We start from the raw sequence: 15,305 nt of genomic DNA, 5'->3' as shown, positions 1-15,305 counted from the left end.
CGGCGCTCAGGCGTCTTCGAGCAGGTCCGGTGTGACAGCCGACTCGGTGTCGGGGATGCCGTCCTGTTTGGCCTTCCGGTCCGCCATCGACAGCAGACGCCGAATACGGCCTGCCACAGCATCTTTGGTCATCGGCGGATCCGCGAGCCTGGCCCAGTTCCTCCAGCGAGGCCTGCCGGTGGGCGACCCTGAGCTGGCCTGCGGCGGCCAGGTGGTCAGGCACCGTGTCGCCGAGGATCTCCAGCGCGCGTTCCACCCGGGCCGCGGCGGCGACCGCGGCGCGCGCGGAGCGCCGCAGGTTGGCGTCGTCGAAGTTGGCCAACCGGTTCGCGGTGGCCCGGACCTCGCGGCGCATGCGCCGCTCCTCCCAGGTCAGCCGGGTGTCCTGGGCGCCCATCCGGGTCAGCAGCGCCCCGATGGCCTCGCCGTCACGGACCACCACCCGGTCGGCGCCGCGCACCTCGCGGGCCTTGGCGCTGACCCCGAGACGCCGGGCCGCGCCGACGAGCGCGAGCGCCGCCTCGGGCCCGGGGCAGCTGACCTCCAGCGCCGACGACCGGCCCGGCTCGGTGAGCGAGCCGTGCGCCAGAAACGCTCCGCGCCAAGCCGCTTCGGCGTCGGCGACGCTGCCGCCGACCACCTGGGCGGGCAGTCCGCGCACCGGCCGGCCGCGCAGGTCGAGCAGACCGGTCTGCCGCGCGAGCGCTTCCCCGTCCTTGGCCACCCGCACCACGTAGCGGGTGCTCTTGCGGATCCCGCTGGCCGAGAGCACGTGCACCACGGCGTTGTAGCCGTAGAGGTCGTAGATGTCCTTGCGCAACCGGCGCGCGATGATGCCGAGGTCGACCTCGGCCTCGACGACGACCCGCCCCGACACGATGTGCAGCCCGCCGGCGAAACGCAGCAGCGAGGCCACCTCCGCACGGCGCGCGCTCACGGAATTCACCACCAAGCGGCTCAGTTCATCCTTGACCTCGGCTGTCATCGCCACGGGTCGTCACCTCTCGGTCCGTTCGCTGTCGGTGTGGGCATGGTCGGCTGCTGAAACCCCTGGTTGGTGCCATGGGCAGCCACGCCGCGCTTGCGAACCCCCTCCAACGCCGCGGCCAGCTTCGCCGGGTCATGTAAAGGTGTACCAGGTCGGGAAACGTCAGCAAACTCAACGTTCGCGCCGAGGATGGTGGCGGTCCGGCGCAGTTGGTCCCGCTCGCGATCGCTGGGCACCCGGGCCGAATCGACGATGATGTCGTGCACGGTGAAACCCGGCGCGTGCTGGGCCAGCACGTGGATGTGACGTTCCACCGAGAAGCCCGCGGTCTCCCCCGGTTCGGCCACCAGGTTCAGCACCAGCGCCCGCCGCGCGGTGGTGGCCTGCAGCGCCTCGGCCAGCTGCGGCACCAGCACGTGCGGGATCACGCTGGTGAACCACGACCCCGGTCCGAGGACCACCAGGTCGGCGTTCAGGATCGCGTCGACGGCCTGATGGGTGGCGGGCGGGTCCCCGGGCAGCAGGCGGACGCGGCGGACCTTCCCGACGGTGGTGGCGATCGCGACCTGGCCGCGGATCGCGCGGCTGACGCGCGGGTCGGAGTCCAGCCCGACGACGTCGGCCTCGATGCCCAGCCCGACGGGGCACATCGGCAGCACCCGGCCCTTCACGCCCAGGATGCGGCCCAGCTCGTCGAGTGCGGCGACCGGATCGGCGAGCACCTCGTTGAGGCCGGCCAGCATCAGGTTGCCGATCGGATGCCCGGCCAGCGCGCCGCTGCCGCCGAACCGGTGCTGGATGATGGTCGCCCACAGCCGGCCGTGCGGACTGTCAGAAGCCAACGCGGCCAACGCCATCCGCAGATCTCCTGGCGGCACGACGTCCAGCTCGCTGCGCAGCCGGCCGGAGGATCCGCCGTCGTCGGCGACGGTGACCACCGCGGTCACGTGCGGGGTGAGCCTGCGCGCGGCCGACAGCGTGGCGTAGAGGCCGTGCCCACCGCCGAGCGCGACGATGCGCGGGCTCGTCTGTCCCTCGCGGGCGGAGAAGCTCATTCGCGCCCCAGATCGCGGTGCAGCACCCGCACCGTCAGGTCGGCGTCCTGCAGACGTTCGGCCAGCGCCTCGGCCATCGCCACGCTGCGGTGCTTCCCGCCCGTGCATCCGATGGCGACGGTCATGTAGCGCTTACCCTCTCGGCGGTAGCCGTCGATCACCACGTCGAGCAGCTGATGGTAGGAGTCCAGGAACTCGACGGCGCCGGGCTGGCCCAGCACGTAGTCGCGCACCTCGTGGTGCTGGCCGGTGTGCGGCCGCAGCCGGTCCACCCAGTGCGGATTGGGCAGGAACCTGACGTCCATCACGGTGTCGGCGTCCATCGGCAGCCCGTACTTGTAGCCGAACGACTCGACGGTCACCGCGGTGTGCGCGACCGCCTCGCCGGCGAAGGCCCGTTCGACGCTGTCGCGCAACGCGTGCACCGACAACGACGAGGTGTCGATCACCAGATCGGCGGATGCCCGCACCGGCGCGAGCATCGTCCGTTCGGCGGCGATCCCCTCGGCCAGGGTCTGGTTGCCCTGCAACGGGTGGCTGCGCCGGTTCTGCTCGTAGCGGCGGACCAGGATGTCGTCGGAGGCCTCCAGGAACAGCACCCGCGGCACGATGCCGCGCGTGCCCAGTTCGCTGCGCACCCAGTCCAGGTCCCCGGTGAAGCCGCGGGAACGCACGTCCATCACGATCGCGAGCTGGGTGATCCGCGAGCCCGCGGCCAGCCCGAAGTCGACCATCCGCGCGATCAACTCCGGCGGCAGATTGTCGGCCACGTACCAGCCGAGATCTTCCAGCACCTTGGCCGCGGTGCCCCGCCCGGCGCCGGACAGACCGGTGACGAGGACGACGTCGATCCCGTTCTCGGCGGCCGGCTCGAAGCCCTCTTCGTCACCGGCGCGTCCGGTGCCTCCACGCAGTTCCTCGTGCATGCCCTGCTCTGTCATCCCGATACCCTGCTCTGATCATTGCCGATATCCGTGGTCGGCGCGCCGGAATCGGCGGCGGCAGCCGGTGGGACGTCGGCGCCGAGCGCTTCGAGCACGGCCCGCGCGGTCGCCGCGCCGATGCCCGGAACCGCGGTGATCTCGTCGATCCCGGCCTGCTTGATTCTGGCCAGCGACCCGAAATGGGTGACGAGGGCCTTGCGGCGATGCTCGCCGAGCCCGCGCACCGAATCCAGCGCCGACGCCGTCATCCGCTTCGAGCGTTTGCTGCGATGGTAGGAGATCGCGAACCGGTGCGCCTCGTCGCGGACCCGCTGCAGCAGGTACAGGCCGTCGCTGTTGCGGGGCATGATCACCGGGTCCGGCTCCGAGGGCACCCACACCTCTTCGAGCCGCTTGGCCAGCCCGATCACCGCGACGTCGGTGATGCCGAGTTCCTCGAGCACCGCGGCCGCGGCGTTGACCTGCGGCGCGCCGCCGTCCACCACGAACAGGTTGGGCGGGTAGGCAAAGCGGCGCGATCTTCCCTCGGCCACCATGTCGCCGGGCTGCGGGGTCTCCTTGAGGTGGCGGTGAAACCGCCGCCGCGTCACCTCGGCGATCGAGGCTACGTCGTCGGACCGGCCGTCCCCGGCGGCTTCCCGGATCGCGAAGTGCCGGTAGTCGGACTTGCGCGGCAACCCGTCCTCGAACACCACCAGCGAGGCCACCACGTCGGTGCCCTGCACATGGCTGATGTCGACGCACTCGATGCGCAGCGGAGCCTCTGCCAGCCCCAGTGCGTCCTGAATGCTCTGCAGCGCAGCGCTTCTGGCGGTGAAGTCGCCGGCGCGCTTGAGTTTGTGCTGGTTCAGCGCACCTTCGGCGTTGCGCTTGACCGTCTCGGCCAGCGCCCGTTTGTCGCCGCGCTGAGGGACCCGCAGCGCGACGCGGGAGCCGCGCAGCTGCGACAGCCAGGTCTCCAGTTCGTCGGCGCTGTCGGGCAGCACCGGCACCAGCACCTGCTTGGGCACCGGCGTGGTCGCCTCGTCCCCGCCGGCGTCGCTGGCGCCGCCGAGTTCGGCCTGGTCGCCGTAGAACTGGGTGAGGAATTGCTCGACGAGGTATTCCAGCGTGGATTCGCCCGGCTCGCCGGACTTTTCGATGATCCAGCCGCGCTGGCCGCGCACCCGTCCGCCGCGCACGTGGAACACCTGCACGGCCGCCTCGAGTTCATCGTCGGCGAACGCGACGACGTCGGCGTCGGTGCCGTCGCCGAGCACCACCGTCTGCTTCTCCATCGCCCGGCGCATGGCACCGATGTTGTCGCGCAACCGGGCCGCCCGCTCGAAGTCCAATGCCTCGGCCGCGGCGTTCATCTGCTGTTCCATCTCCCGGATCAGCCGGTCGGTCTTGCCTGCCAGGAAGTCGCAGAAGTCCATCACGATGCGCCGGTGCTCCTCGGCGCTGACCCGGCCCACGCACGGCGCGGCACACTTGTCGATGTAGCCGAGCAGGCATGGCCGGTCAATCTGGCTGTGCCGCTTAAAAACTCCGTTGGAGCAGGTGCGGGCCGGGAACACCCGGGTCAACAGGTCGAGCGTCTCGCGGATCGCCCAGGCGTGCGAGTACGGGCCGAAATAGCGCACCCCTTTGCGGCGCGGCCCGCGGTAGACCTTGAGCCGCGGGTACTCCTCGTTGAGGGTCACGGCGAGCACCGGATAGGACTTGTCGTCGCGGTAGCGGATGTTGAACCGCGGATCGAACTCCTTGATCCAGTTGTATTCCAGCTGCAGCGCCTCGACCTCGGTGTTGACCACCGTCCACTCGACGCTGGCCGCGGTCATCACCATCTGGCGGGTCCGCGGGGCCAGGCCCGACAGATCCGCGAAGTACGAGTTCAGCCGGCTGCGCAGGCTCTTGGCCTTGCCGACGTAGATCACCCGGCCGTGCGGGTCGCGGAACCTGTACACCCCCGGTTCGACGGGTATCGACCCCGGAGCGGGTCGGTACGTCGCTGGATCGGGCACGGTCCCAGGTTACTGCCGGGCTCCGACCGGGTAGAGGCACTCCCGTGGCACCGACGCGGCCCGCCCGCCTGCTAATGGCCTCTCTTCTGGGGCCCTTGCTCGTCGTCGCCGGTTGTTCGGCGGGGTCGCAGACCCCGGCCGCGCCGCCGGCCCCCTGCGACATCGTGACCAACGGCACACCGGAGGGCGGTGCCGGTGCCGGTGACGCGTCGGACCCGGAGACCGCGAGCGGCTACCGGCGCGACATGACCGCGGTGCACACCCAGCGCTACGCCGTCGTCACGGCGAACCCACTGGCCACCCGCGCGGCGTGCGAGGTGCTGCGGGACGGAGGCAGCGCGGCCGACGCGCTCGTCACCGCCCAGACGGTGCTCGGCCTGGTGGAGCCGCAGTCCTCGGGCATCGGCGGCGGCGGGTTCCTGCTCTACTACGACGCCGGTACAGGCACGGTGCAGGCCTACGACGGACGCGAGGTCGCCCCGGCGGCGGCGACCGAGAACTACCTGCGCTGGGTGTCGGACACCGACCGCACCGAGCCCCAGCCCGACGCCCGCGCCTCCGGCCGCTCGATCGGCGTGCCCGGGATCGTGCGGATGCTGGCCGACGTGCACGCCGAGCACGGCGGCAGGCCGTGGCTGGACCTGTTCGCGCCCGCCGTCACGCTGGCCGACGACGGCTTCGAGATCAGCGGCCGGCTGGCCACCGCGATCGCCGACGCGGCCCCGCGGCTGCGCCTCGACGAGGAGGCCGCCGCGTACTTCCTGGAGCCCGACGGCAGCCCGAAAGGGGTCGGCACCACGCTGATCAATCCGGCCTACGCGAAGACGTTGGGCGCCGTTGCGACCGACCCGAACGCGTTCTACACCGGCCAGATCGCCCGCGACATCGTCGCCGCCGCCGCCGACCCGTCCGGCGGGCGCACCCCCGGCCTAGTGACCCTCGACGATCTGAGCGGCTACACCGCGGTACGGCGGGACCCGCTGTGCACGACCTACCGGGGCCGGGAGATCTGCGGCATGCCGCCCCCGTCGTCGGGCGGGATCGCCGTGGCGGCCACCCTCGGCATGCTGGAGCGCTTCCCGATGGACCGGTACGGCCCCACCGACGTGGACCTCAACGGCGGACGCCCGTCGGTGACCGGCGTGCACCTGATCTCCGAGGCCGAACGGCTGGCCTACGCCGACCGGGACCGCTACGTCGCCGACACCGCGTTTGTGGCGCTACCCGGGGGAACTCCCCAGACGTTGCTGGCCAGCGAGTACCTGGCCGGCCGGGCCGCGCTGATCTCCCCGGAGCGCAGCATGGGCACTGCGCAACCGGGCGAGTTCGGGCCGCCGACCGCGCCGGTCGCCCCGGTGCCCGAGCACGGCACCAGCCACATCAGCGTGGTCGACCGGCAGGGCAACGCCGCATCGCTGACCACCACGGTCGAGTCCGCGTTCGGGTCGTTCCACATGGTCGACGGGTTCCTGCTCAACAACCAGCTGACCGACTTCTCGGCCGAGCCCGCGGGTCCCGACGGGGCGCCGGTGGCGAACCGGGTCGAGCCGGGCAAGCGGCCGCGCAGCACGATGGCGCCCACGCTGATCTTCGACGAGGGTCCCGACGGCCGCCGATTGTTCGGGGTCACCGGTTCACCGGGCGGTTCGACGATCATCCAGTTCGTGGTCAAAACGGTGGTAGGGATGCTCGACTGGGGCCTGGACCCGCAGCAGGCGGTGTCGATGGTCGACTTCGGCGCGGACAACTCCCCCGAGACCAACGTGGGCGGCGAACATCCGGTGATCGACACCGCCGATGACGGCGCCGACGACCCGTTGGTGAAAGGGCTGCGCGAGCTGGGCCACAAGGTGGACCTCGCCGATCAGTCCAGCGGGCTCTCGGCGATCGTCCGGTCCGACGCCGGCTGGGTGGGCGGAGCCGACCCGCGCCGCGAGGGCCTGGTCATGGGTGACGTGAATTGATGCCCGGTTGGCGGCTCTGGTAGCGCCGCAGCAGCGTGCGCACCTGTTCCATCGCGTCGACCGCGCGGCCCTTGTCGACCGCCTGGATGGCCATCACCGGGACGTACTCGTCGTCGGGCAGGTCCAGCCTGGCCCAGCGCGCTCCCTCGTGGAACGACACGTCGACCACCTCGTCCCACGGGAACAGCCGGTAGCCGAACAGGTTTCGCACCGCGACACCAGAGGGGCCGATACGCATTCGGGGCCGCGCGAACAGCGACACGAACACGGCGATCACCACGCCCACCATCGCGATCGCCACCTGGTCCCAGGTGCGGAAGACCACACCGGTGGAGCCCACCTTGAGCAGTGCGCCGACCACGACGTGCGCGGCGACGATCACCACCGCCGCCCCGTAGGCGAAGTACGGCGTCAGATGCGGCTTGACGACCAGATCCCAGTGGTCCCCGGCCCGCGTGTTCATGAATCCGATCTCAGCCGGCGCAGCGTCAGCGCCGTCGACACCGCGGCGGCCGCAGCCTGCGCGCCCTTGTCCTCGGTGGAGTGCGGCAGCCCGGCCCGGTCCAGTGCCTGGTCTTCGTTGTCGGTGGTCAGTACGCCGTTGGCCACGGGCGTGGACGCGTCCAGCGACACCCGGGTCAGGCCCTGGGTCACCGCGTCGCACACGTAGTCGAAATGCGGTGTCTGACCGCGGATCACCACGCCGAGCGCGACGACCGCGTCGTGGTCGCGGGCCAGCGCCTGCGCGACCACCGGGATCTCGATCGCACCGAGCACCCGGACCACGGTCGGGTTGTCGATGCCTGCGTCGGCGGCGACCTTGCGGGCGCCGTCGAGCAGCGCGTCGCAGATCGTCTCGTGCCAGGTGCTCGCGACGATGCCCAGCTTCAGGTCACCGGCGTCGAGGGTGGGCAGATCGGGGACACCGTGGGCCGGACTCATACCGCCCCACCGAACTCGCCGGGGACGGCTTCGTCGAAATCCTCCAGGCCGACGAGGTCGTGGCCCATGCGGTCCCGCTTGGTCATCAGGTAGCGGATGTTCTCGGCGTTGGCGCGCACCGGGAGCGGCACCCGCTCGATGATGTGCAGCCCGTAACCGTCCAGCCCGACCCGCTTGGCCGGGTTGTTGGTCAGCAGCCGCATCGACCGCACACCGAGATCGACGAGGATCTGCGCCCCGATGCCGTAGTCGCGGGCGTCGGCGGGCAACCCGAGCTTGAGGTTGGCGTCGACGGTGTCGTCGCCGGCGTCCTGCAGCTGATAGGCCTGCAGTTTGTGCATCAGCCCGATGCCGCGGCCCTCGTGCCCGCGCATGTACAGCACCACGCCGCGGCCCTCCCGGGCCACCATCGCCAGCGCGGCGTCCAGCTGAGGTCCGCAGTCGCAGCGCCGGGACCCGAACACGTCGCCGGTCAGGCACTCCGAGTGCACGCGCACCAACACGTCGTGCCCGTCGCCGTGCGGACCCGAGATGTCGCCCTTGACCAGGGCCACGTGCTCGACATCCTCGTAGATGCTGCTGTAGCCGACCGCGCGGAACTCACCGTGGCGGGTCGGGATGCGCGCCTCGGCGATCCGCGCGATGTGCTTCTCGTGCTTGCGGCGCCACTCGATCAGGTCCGCGATGGAGATCAGCGCGAGGCCGTGCTCGTCGGCGAAGATCCGCAGCTCGTCGGTCTGCGCCATCGCGCCTTCGTCCTTCTGGCTGACGATCTCGCAGATCGCGCCCGCAGGCTGCAGGCCGGCCAGCCGGGCCAGGTCGACGGCGGCCTCGGTGTGGCCGGGGCGGCGCAGCACGCCGCCGTCCTTGGCGCGCAACGGCACCACGTGGCCGGGTTTGGTGAAGTCGTCGGCGACGGCTTCCGGATCGGCCAGCAGACGCATCGTGGTCGCCCGGTCCATCGCCGAGATACCGGTGCCGACACCCTTTTTCGCGTCGACGGTAACGGTGTAGGCGGTGCCGTGCTTGTCCTGGTTGACCGCGTACATCGGCAGCAGCCCGAGCCGGTCGCAGATATCGCCGTCGAGCGGCACACACAGGTAGCCGGACGTGTAGCGGACCATGAACGCCACGAGTTCGGGGGTGGCCTTCTCGGCGGCGAAGATCAGGTCGCCTTCGTTCTCCCGGTCCTCGTCGTCGATGACGACCACGGCCTTGCCCGCTGCGATGTCGGCCAACGCGCGCTCGACCGAATCCAGCCTCGTCATCTTCACCACCCTTGCCGGTTCCCAGCACGGAACCACGTGTCAATACCTCTCAGTATGAACCACGGGACGGCCCGGCTTATTGCCCGCCGGTCCCGTGGGCAGAACCGTCGCTCACAGATCGGTGGCGACGCCCCTGGACTCCAGCAGCCGCTCGACGTACTTGGCGATGACGTCGACTTCGAGGTTCACGTGCGCACCGACCTCGGCGTGGCCCAGCGTGGTGAGCCCGAGGGTGGTCGGGATCAGCGACACCTCGAACCAGTCGTGTCCCAGTCCCGACACCGTCAGCGACACCCCGTCAACAGTGATGGAGCCCTTCTGGACCACGTAGCGCGACAGTGCCGCCGGCAGCGCGATGCGCACCACGGTCCAGTGCTCGGACGGCGTCCGGGAGATGATGTGGCCGGTGCCGTCGACGTGGCCCTGGACGATGTGGCCGCCCAGTCTGCTGCTCAACGCCGCCGCGCGTTCGAGGTTCACCTTCGCGCCGACGGCGGCGCCGTCCAGGCTGGAGCGGTTCAGTGTCTCGTTCATCACATCCGCGGTGAACGCGCCGTCGGCGAGCACGTCGACGACGGTCAGGCACACCCCGTTGACCGCGATCGAGTCGCCGTGCCCGGCATCCGACGTCACGACGGGACCACGGATGACCAGGCGGGCGGAGTCCCCGAGATCCTCCTTGCCGACGACCTCACCCAACTCTTCGACGATTCCGGTGAACACGCCGACCAGCCTAGACCTTGGGCAAAAGGGGTATTCCGGGCCGATGACGGTCATCGGATTCCACTGCTCCCACGAACAGATCCCGCCCGGACAGCTGCTGCAAGACGTCGTGCACGCCGAGCAGGCCGGGTTCACCGCAGGCATGTGCTCGGATCACTTCAGCCCCTGGAGCGAACGCCAGAACGAGTCCGGGTTCGCCTGGTCCTTCCTGGGCGCTGCGCTGGCCAGCACCGGGCTGCCCTTCGGCGTCGTGAACGCGCCCGGCCAGCGCTACCACCCGGCGATCGTCGCCCAGGCGATCGCGACGCTGGCCGAGATGTTCCCCGGCCGGTTCTGGGCCGCACTGGGTTCCGGTGAGGCGTCCAACGAGCGCATCACCGGCGAGACCTGGCCACGCAAAGAAATCCGCGACCGCCGGCTGGTCGAGTGCGTGGAGGTGATCCGGCGGCTGCTGAACGGCGAGGAGGTGAGCTTCGACGGGTTGATCCAGGTCAACCGCGCCAGACTGTGGACCCTGCCCGAGCGGGTGCCCGACCTGGTCGGCCCCGCCGTGACACCTGCCACCGCGGCCCGCCACGCCCAGTGGGCCGACGCGCTCATCACCGTCAACCAGCCGCCAGAGAAGCTGCAGCAGGTGCTCGCGGCGTACCGCGACGCCGGTGGGCGCGGGCCCGCGCGCCTGCAGATCCATCTCAGCTGGGCCCCGACCGACGACGAGGCCCTGGCCATCGCGCACGACCAGTGGCGCAACAACGTCTTCGCCCCGCCGGTGTGCTGGGACATCGAGACCGTCGAGGCGTTCGACGTGATCGGCGCCTCCGTCACCGCGGACCAGGTCACCGAATCGGTGCGGGTCTCCAGTGACCTCGGCAGGCACGCGGCGTGGCTGCACGAATACCTCGAACAGGGCTGGGACGAGCTGTATCTGCACTTCGTCGGCCAGCACCAGCGGCCGTTCATCGACGCGTTCGGCGAGCACGTGCTGCCCCAGCTGTCCCCCACCGCGCCGGCGGTGCCGGCGTGAGGAAGATCGAGACCGGCGATCTGTGGTGGAAGAACGCCGTCTTCTACTGCGCCGACATCGAGACGTTCTACGACTGGAACGGCGACGGCTGCGGGGACATCCGCGGCATGACCGAACGCATCGAGTACCTGGCGGACCTCGGCATCACCTGCCTGTGGCTGATGCCGTTCTATCCGACCGCGCGCAAGGACGACGGGTACGACATCACCGACTTCTTCTCCGTCGACCCGCGGCTGGGCACCCTGGGTGATTTCGTCGAGCTCGTGCGCACCGCGAAGGCCAACGGCATCAAGGTGATCGTCGACTTCGTGATGAACCACACCTCGGATGCCCATCCGTGGTTCAGGTCGGCGCGGCGCAGCACCGACGACGCGTACCGCGACTACTACGTCTGGAGCGACACCGAGCCGCCCGACACCGCGAAAGACGTCGTGTTCCCCGATCAGGAGGACAGTCTGTGGGAGCACGACCCCAAGACCGGCCAGTGGTACCTGCACCACTTCTACAAGCACCAGCCGGATCTGAACATCGCCAACCCTGATGTGCAGGAGGAGATCTCACGCACCCTCGGCTTCTGGCTGCAACTGGGCGTCTCGGGATTCCGCATCGACGCGGTGCCGTTCCTGTTCGCCCGTGACGGCGCGCCCCGAGACCCCGGCGTGTTCGACCCCTTCGAGTATCTCGGCGACGTCCGCAACTTCATCACCCGCCGGCTCGGCGACGCGGTCCTGCTCGGCGAGGTCAACGTCGCCTACGAGGATCAGAAGACGTTCTTCGGCGGACCCGACGGCGACGGCCTGAACATGCAGTTCGACTTCATCGGGATGCAGCACCTCTACCTGTCGCTGGCCCGTGGCGACGCAGGCCCGATCACCCAGGCGCTGCGCGACCGGCCCGTGCTCGACATCACCAGTCAGTGGGCCAACTTCGTCCGCAACCACGACGAACTCACCCTCGACAAACTCGGCGACGACGAACGCCGCGAGGTCTTCGACGCGTTCGGTCCGGAACCCGAGATGCAGCTGTACGACCGAGGGCTGCGGCGGCGGGTGCCCGCCATGCTGGGCGGCGACGAGCGGCGGATGCGGATGGTGTACTCGCTGGCGTTCTCGCTGCCCGGGACCCCGGTGCTGTTCTACGGCGAGGAGATCGGGATGGCCGAGAACCTGGACGTCCCTGGACGTTTGGCGGTGCGCACACCGATGCAGTGGACCAGCGGGGACAACGGCGGATTCTCCACGGCCGCCAGACGCCGCCTGACGCGGCCGCTGCCCGACGGGCTGTACGGCCCGGAGCGGGTGAACGCCGCCGACCAGCGCCGCGACCACAAGTCCTTCTGGTGGTTCGTCCGCGATCTGATCTACACCTACCGTCAGCAACCCGAGATCGGTTGGTCCACCCCCGAAGTGCTCGACCAACCCCACCCGGCGGTGCTGGCACACGTCTGCCGCGAACCGTCCGGCTGGGCGATGGTGGCCCTGCACAACTTCGGCGCCGAGGGCTGCCTGGTGCCGCTGGAGCTCGGTGATGTGCCCGCCGATTCGAAGCTGGTGGACCTGCTCGACGATCGCAGCGAGTATTTCCTGGATTCCCACGGTCGCGTCGAAATGCCGCTCGATCCGTACGGGTACCGGTGGCTGCGCGTACTTCGGCCCGGCGATCCGCCGATCATCTGAGCGCCCCGATAGTCACCGAATTCGCAGTTCAGAGGCAAGTTCGGGGGGACCGCGCGGGCCCCGGGCCGCGCATCCACATCGCCGCACCCTCTACGATGCAGGCATGCAGACCCGCCTGTTGGCGATCTTCGCCGCCCTTTTCACCACCGTCGCACTGGTCGCCGGTTGTTCCGGTTCGTCCTCCGAGGACACCGGCAAGGAACTGCCCGACGCCGCCGCCCTGCTGGCGGAGTCCAGCGCGACCACCAAGGGGCAGACCAGCGCGCACCTGAAGCTGACCGTGCAGGGCCAGATCCCCGACCTGCCGGTCGAGTCGCTGGAGGGCGACCTGACGCAGGCCCCCGCGGTAGCCGCCAAGGGCACCGCGAACATCATCTTCCTGGGCCAGCGGCTCAACGACGTGGAGTTCGTGGTCTCCGACGGAGATCTCTACGCCGCGATCACCGCAGGCGGCGCACTGTCGAACTTCGGTCCCGCCTCCGACATCTACGACGTGGCCGCGATCCTGAACCCGGACGTCGGCCTGGCCAACGTGCTGGCCAACTTCTCCGACCCGACCGCCGACGGCCGCGAAACGATCGAGGGCGTGCAGACCGTCCGGGTCACCGGTCAGGTCAGCGCCGACGCGGTCAACAAGATCGCCCCGCAGATCGCCGCCACCGGCCCGGTGCCGGGCACCGCGTGGATCGCCGAGGAGGGCGCGCACGAGCTGATGCAGGCCCGCCTGGAGCCCACCCCGGGTAACAGCGTGACGATGACGCTGTCCAAGTGGGGCGAGCCGGTCACCGTCGACAAACCCGCGGTGTGATGCACCGCACCCCCATCGCGGAGACCGCGGGCCCGTCGGCGGGCCCCGGCACCACCAATCGGTGGATGGCGATCAGCGCGGGCAGCCTGGCGGTGATGCTCGGCGCGCTCGACACCTACGTCGTCATCTCGATCATCCGAGACATCATGTTCGACGTCGGCATCGCGATCAACGAGATCCAACGGGTCACGCCGATCATCACGAGTTACCTGCTGGGCTACATCGCGGCGATGCCGCTGCTGGGCCGTGCGTCGGACAAGTTCGGGCGCAAGATCCTGATCCAGGCCAGCCTGGCCACCTTCGCCGTCGGCTCGGTCATCACCGCACTGTCCACCGACCTCGTGATGATGGTCATCGGCCGTGCTGTCCTGGGCGTGGCCAGCGGCGCCCTGCTGCCCGTCACCCTGGCCCTGGCGGCGGACCTGTGGGTCAGCCGCAACCGTGCCGCGGTCCTCGGCGGGGTCGGCGCCGCCCAGGAACTCGGCAGCGTGCTCGGCCCGCTCTACGGCGTCGCGCTGGTCGCGCTGTTCACCCACTGGCAGGCGGTGTTCTGGGTCAACGTGCCGTTGGCGGCGCTCGCGATGCTGATGATCCACTTCAGCCTGCCCGGCCGGGCCAAGGACGCACCGACGGAGAAGGTCGACGTGGTGGGCGGGCTCCTGCTCGCACTGGCACTGGGCCTCGCCGTCGTCGGGCTCTACAACCAGACACCCGACGGCAAGCAGATGCTGCCGAGCTACGGCCTGCCGGTGCTGGCCGCCGCAGCCGTCGCCGCCGTCGCGTTCTTCGTGTGGGAGAAGTTCGCCACCACCCGGCTCATCGAACCCGCCGGGGTGCGGTTCCGGCCGTTCCTGGCGGGCCTGGGTGCCTCGCTGTGTGCTGGCGCAGCGCTGATGGTGACGCTGGTCAACATCGAGCTGTTCGCGCAGGGGGTGCTCCGTAAGGAGCAGAGCGAAGCGGTCTTCATGCTGCTCTGGTTCCTCGGCGCACTGCCGGTCGGCGCGCTGCTGGGCGGCTGGCTGGCCACCAGGATCGGCGACCGCATTGTCGCGTTCGCCGGCCTGATGATCGCCGCCGCCGGCTACTGGCTGATCTCGCACTGGACCATCGACGTGTTGACCGCGCACCACGACCTGGGGTTCGTGCAGCTGCCCACCTTCGACAGCGACCTCGCGGTCGCCGGGCTGGGGCTGGGCCTGGTCATCGGCCCGCTGACCTCAGCGACCCTGCGGGTGGTTCCGGCCGCCCAGCACGGCATCGCGTCGGCGTCGGTGGTGGTCGCCCGCATGATCGGCATGCTGATCGGTATCGCGGCGCTGTCGGCGTGGGGTCTGTACCGCTTCAGCCAGTTCCAAGCAGAACGACTGGCCGCGATCCCACTGCCGCCGAACACCTCACCCACCGACATGCTCGTTGCCCAGGGCAAACGGGTGGAACAGGCGATGACCGAGGCCTACGTGTTGCAGTACGGCGAGATCTTCACGATCACCGCGGTGGTGTGCGTGGTCGGAGCGGTGCTGGGTCTGCTGATCGCGGGCAGGAACGAACACGCCGAGGAGCCGGCGGACGAGGCTCAGCAGCGCTCGAGTCCGCGGCCCATCAGCTGAGGCTCTTCGGCCTGGTCGGCGCCCTGGTCGTCGGCGTCGGAGGTCAGGTCCCGCCAGACATCTCGGATCGCGGCGGTGAGGGTGTCCACAGGGTTGTTACTGATCCAGTCCTGCAGTGCAGTCATGGTTGTTTTCCTTTGCTCGTGCTTTCATGCGCAACTCATCGGTGAAAGCGCGAATTCCCGACCAGTCTACCGAGAGCCGGTGACTCCGGGACCGCCACGCGCGCTGCGACGCATGTGACGCCGCGCACGCAGACGCCAGATGAACATGTGAAAACGATTGGATAACAACCTAAGC

Annotated in this window: 13 protein-coding genes and 1 pseudogene; 5 read left to right on the top strand and 9 right to left on the bottom strand. The window is 69.8% G+C overall.

Features of this window, described 5'->3' with window-relative positions:
* Window positions 1-6: 6 nt before the first annotated feature.
* The 4 genes and pseudogenes from whiA to uvrC all read right to left on the bottom strand — a co-directional run bounded on the left by whiA (window position 7) and on the right by uvrC (window position 4,993).
* A pseudogene (gene whiA / locus C6A87_RS12590) lies at window positions 7-985 on the bottom strand (DNA-binding protein WhiA).
* Window positions 982-2,043 (bottom strand): uridine diphosphate-N-acetylglucosamine-binding protein YvcK, encoded by a 1,062-nt coding sequence (yvcK, locus tag C6A87_RS12585; RefSeq protein ID WP_311117516.1) that lies wholly within the window; start codon window positions 2,041-2,043, stop codon window positions 982-984. Before yvcK ends, whiA begins: the two are co-directional and overlap by 4 nt.
* Complete coding sequence (gene rapZ / locus C6A87_RS12580; protein WP_311117515.1) at window positions 2,040-2,984, bottom strand: RNase adapter RapZ; 945 nt, start codon at window positions 2,982-2,984, stop codon at window positions 2,040-2,042. The genes yvcK and rapZ overlap by 4 nt, the downstream gene beginning before the upstream one ends.
* Window positions 2,981-4,993: an excinuclease ABC subunit UvrC gene (gene uvrC / locus C6A87_RS12575; RefSeq protein ID WP_311117514.1), complete on the bottom strand. Its 2,013-nt coding sequence runs from the start codon at window positions 4,991-4,993 to the stop codon at window positions 2,981-2,983. The genes rapZ and uvrC overlap by 4 nt, the downstream gene beginning before the upstream one ends.
* A gap of 74 nt (window positions 4,994-5,067) precedes the next feature.
* Here uvrC and C6A87_RS12570 point away from each other — a divergent pair, with 74 nt between their 5' ends.
* A complete protein-coding gene (locus tag C6A87_RS12570; protein WP_311117513.1) occupies window positions 5,068-6,957 on the top strand; it encodes a gamma-glutamyltransferase family protein in 1,890 nt (629 codons plus the stop codon).
* Here the strand turns inward: C6A87_RS12570 and C6A87_RS12565 are convergent.
* The 4 genes from C6A87_RS12565 to C6A87_RS12550 all read right to left on the bottom strand — a co-directional run bounded on the left by C6A87_RS12565 (window position 6,938) and on the right by C6A87_RS12550 (window position 9,890).
* The gene (locus C6A87_RS12565) at window positions 6,938-7,420 is read right to left on the bottom strand and encodes a PH domain-containing protein (RefSeq protein WP_311117512.1); all 483 of its coding nucleotides are present in this window, start codon (window positions 7,418-7,420) and stop codon (window positions 6,938-6,940) included. The genes C6A87_RS12570 and C6A87_RS12565 overlap by 20 nt on opposite strands.
* On the bottom strand, window positions 7,417-7,899 hold the full coding sequence (gene ribH, locus C6A87_RS12560; RefSeq protein WP_311117511.1) for a 6,7-dimethyl-8-ribityllumazine synthase: 483 nt from the start codon (window positions 7,897-7,899) through the stop codon (window positions 7,417-7,419). The genes C6A87_RS12565 and ribH overlap by 4 nt, the downstream gene beginning before the upstream one ends.
* Window positions 7,896-9,167, bottom strand: coding sequence for a bifunctional 3,4-dihydroxy-2-butanone-4-phosphate synthase/GTP cyclohydrolase II (locus tag C6A87_RS12555; RefSeq protein WP_311117510.1), 1,272 nt, complete (start codon window positions 9,165-9,167; stop codon window positions 7,896-7,898). The genes ribH and C6A87_RS12555 overlap by 4 nt, the downstream gene beginning before the upstream one ends.
* Window positions 9,168-9,278: 111 nt before the next feature.
* Window positions 9,279-9,890, bottom strand: a complete 612-nt coding sequence (locus C6A87_RS12550) for a riboflavin synthase (RefSeq protein ID WP_311117509.1) — start codon at window positions 9,888-9,890, stop codon at window positions 9,279-9,281.
* Between the two features lie 43 nt (window positions 9,891-9,933).
* On the opposite strand from C6A87_RS12550, the gene C6A87_RS12545 reads away from it, so the two are divergent.
* The 4 genes from C6A87_RS12545 to C6A87_RS12530 all read left to right on the top strand — a co-directional run bounded on the left by C6A87_RS12545 (window position 9,934) and on the right by C6A87_RS12530 (window position 15,005).
* Complete coding sequence (locus C6A87_RS12545) at window positions 9,934-10,914, top strand: TIGR03885 family FMN-dependent LLM class oxidoreductase (RefSeq protein ID WP_311117508.1); 981 nt, start codon at window positions 9,934-9,936, stop codon at window positions 10,912-10,914.
* The gene (locus C6A87_RS12540; protein WP_311117507.1) at window positions 10,911-12,590 is read left to right on the top strand and encodes an alpha-amylase family protein; all 1,680 of its coding nucleotides are present in this window, start codon (window positions 10,911-10,913) and stop codon (window positions 12,588-12,590) included. The genes C6A87_RS12545 and C6A87_RS12540 overlap by 4 nt, the downstream gene beginning before the upstream one ends.
* Before the next feature lie 103 nt (window positions 12,591-12,693).
* Window positions 12,694-13,398: an LppX_LprAFG lipoprotein gene (locus C6A87_RS12535; RefSeq protein ID WP_311117506.1), complete on the top strand. Its 705-nt coding sequence runs from the start codon at window positions 12,694-12,696 to the stop codon at window positions 13,396-13,398.
* Window positions 13,398-15,005: an MFS transporter gene (locus C6A87_RS12530; protein ID WP_311117505.1), complete on the top strand. Its 1,608-nt coding sequence runs from the start codon at window positions 13,398-13,400 to the stop codon at window positions 15,003-15,005. The genes C6A87_RS12535 and C6A87_RS12530 overlap by 1 nt, the downstream gene beginning before the upstream one ends.
* Here C6A87_RS12530 and C6A87_RS12525 read toward each other — a convergent pair.
* Complete coding sequence (locus C6A87_RS12525) at window positions 14,972-15,130, bottom strand: hypothetical protein (protein ID WP_311117504.1); 159 nt, start codon at window positions 15,128-15,130, stop codon at window positions 14,972-14,974. The two genes, C6A87_RS12530 and C6A87_RS12525, sit on opposite strands and share 34 nt — an antisense overlap.
* Window positions 15,131-15,305 lie beyond the last annotated feature (175 nt).

The sequence above is a fragment of the Mycobacterium sp. ITM-2016-00317 genome (genome assembly GCF_002968295.1).
Lineage (GTDB): Bacteria > Actinomycetota > Actinomycetes > Mycobacteriales > Mycobacteriaceae > Mycobacterium.
This window is presented reverse-complemented; position numbering and strand designations above follow the sequence as displayed.

Excerpts from the sequence above, each read along its gene's own strand:
- yvcK (WP_311117516.1), bottom strand. The coding sequence starts at position 2,043 with ATGAGCTTCTCCGCCCGCGAGGGACAGACGAGCCCGCGCATCGTCGCG.
- rapZ (WP_311117515.1), bottom strand. The coding sequence starts at position 2,984 with ATGACAGAGCAGGGCATGCACGAGGAACTGCGTGGAGGCACCGGACGC.
- C6A87_RS12570 (WP_311117513.1), top strand. The coding sequence starts at position 5,068 with ATGGCCTCTCTTCTGGGGCCCTTGCTCGTCGTCGCCGGTTGTTCGGCG.
- C6A87_RS12565 (WP_311117512.1), bottom strand. The coding sequence starts at position 7,420 with ATGAACACGCGGGCCGGGGACCACTGGGATCTGGTCGTCAAGCCGCAT.
- ribH (WP_311117511.1), bottom strand. The coding sequence starts at position 7,899 with ATGAGTCCGGCCCACGGTGTCCCCGATCTGCCCACCCTCGACGCCGGT.
- C6A87_RS12555 (WP_311117510.1), bottom strand. The coding sequence starts at position 9,167 with ATGACGAGGCTGGATTCGGTCGAGCGCGCGTTGGCCGACATCGCAGCG.
- C6A87_RS12545 (WP_311117508.1), top strand. The coding sequence starts at position 9,934 with ATGACGGTCATCGGATTCCACTGCTCCCACGAACAGATCCCGCCCGGA.
- C6A87_RS12535 (WP_311117506.1), top strand. The coding sequence starts at position 12,694 with ATGCAGACCCGCCTGTTGGCGATCTTCGCCGCCCTTTTCACCACCGTC.
- C6A87_RS12530 (WP_311117505.1), top strand. The coding sequence starts at position 13,398 with ATGCACCGCACCCCCATCGCGGAGACCGCGGGCCCGTCGGCGGGCCCC.
- C6A87_RS12525 (WP_311117504.1), bottom strand. The coding sequence starts at position 15,130 with ATGACTGCACTGCAGGACTGGATCAGTAACAACCCTGTGGACACCCTC.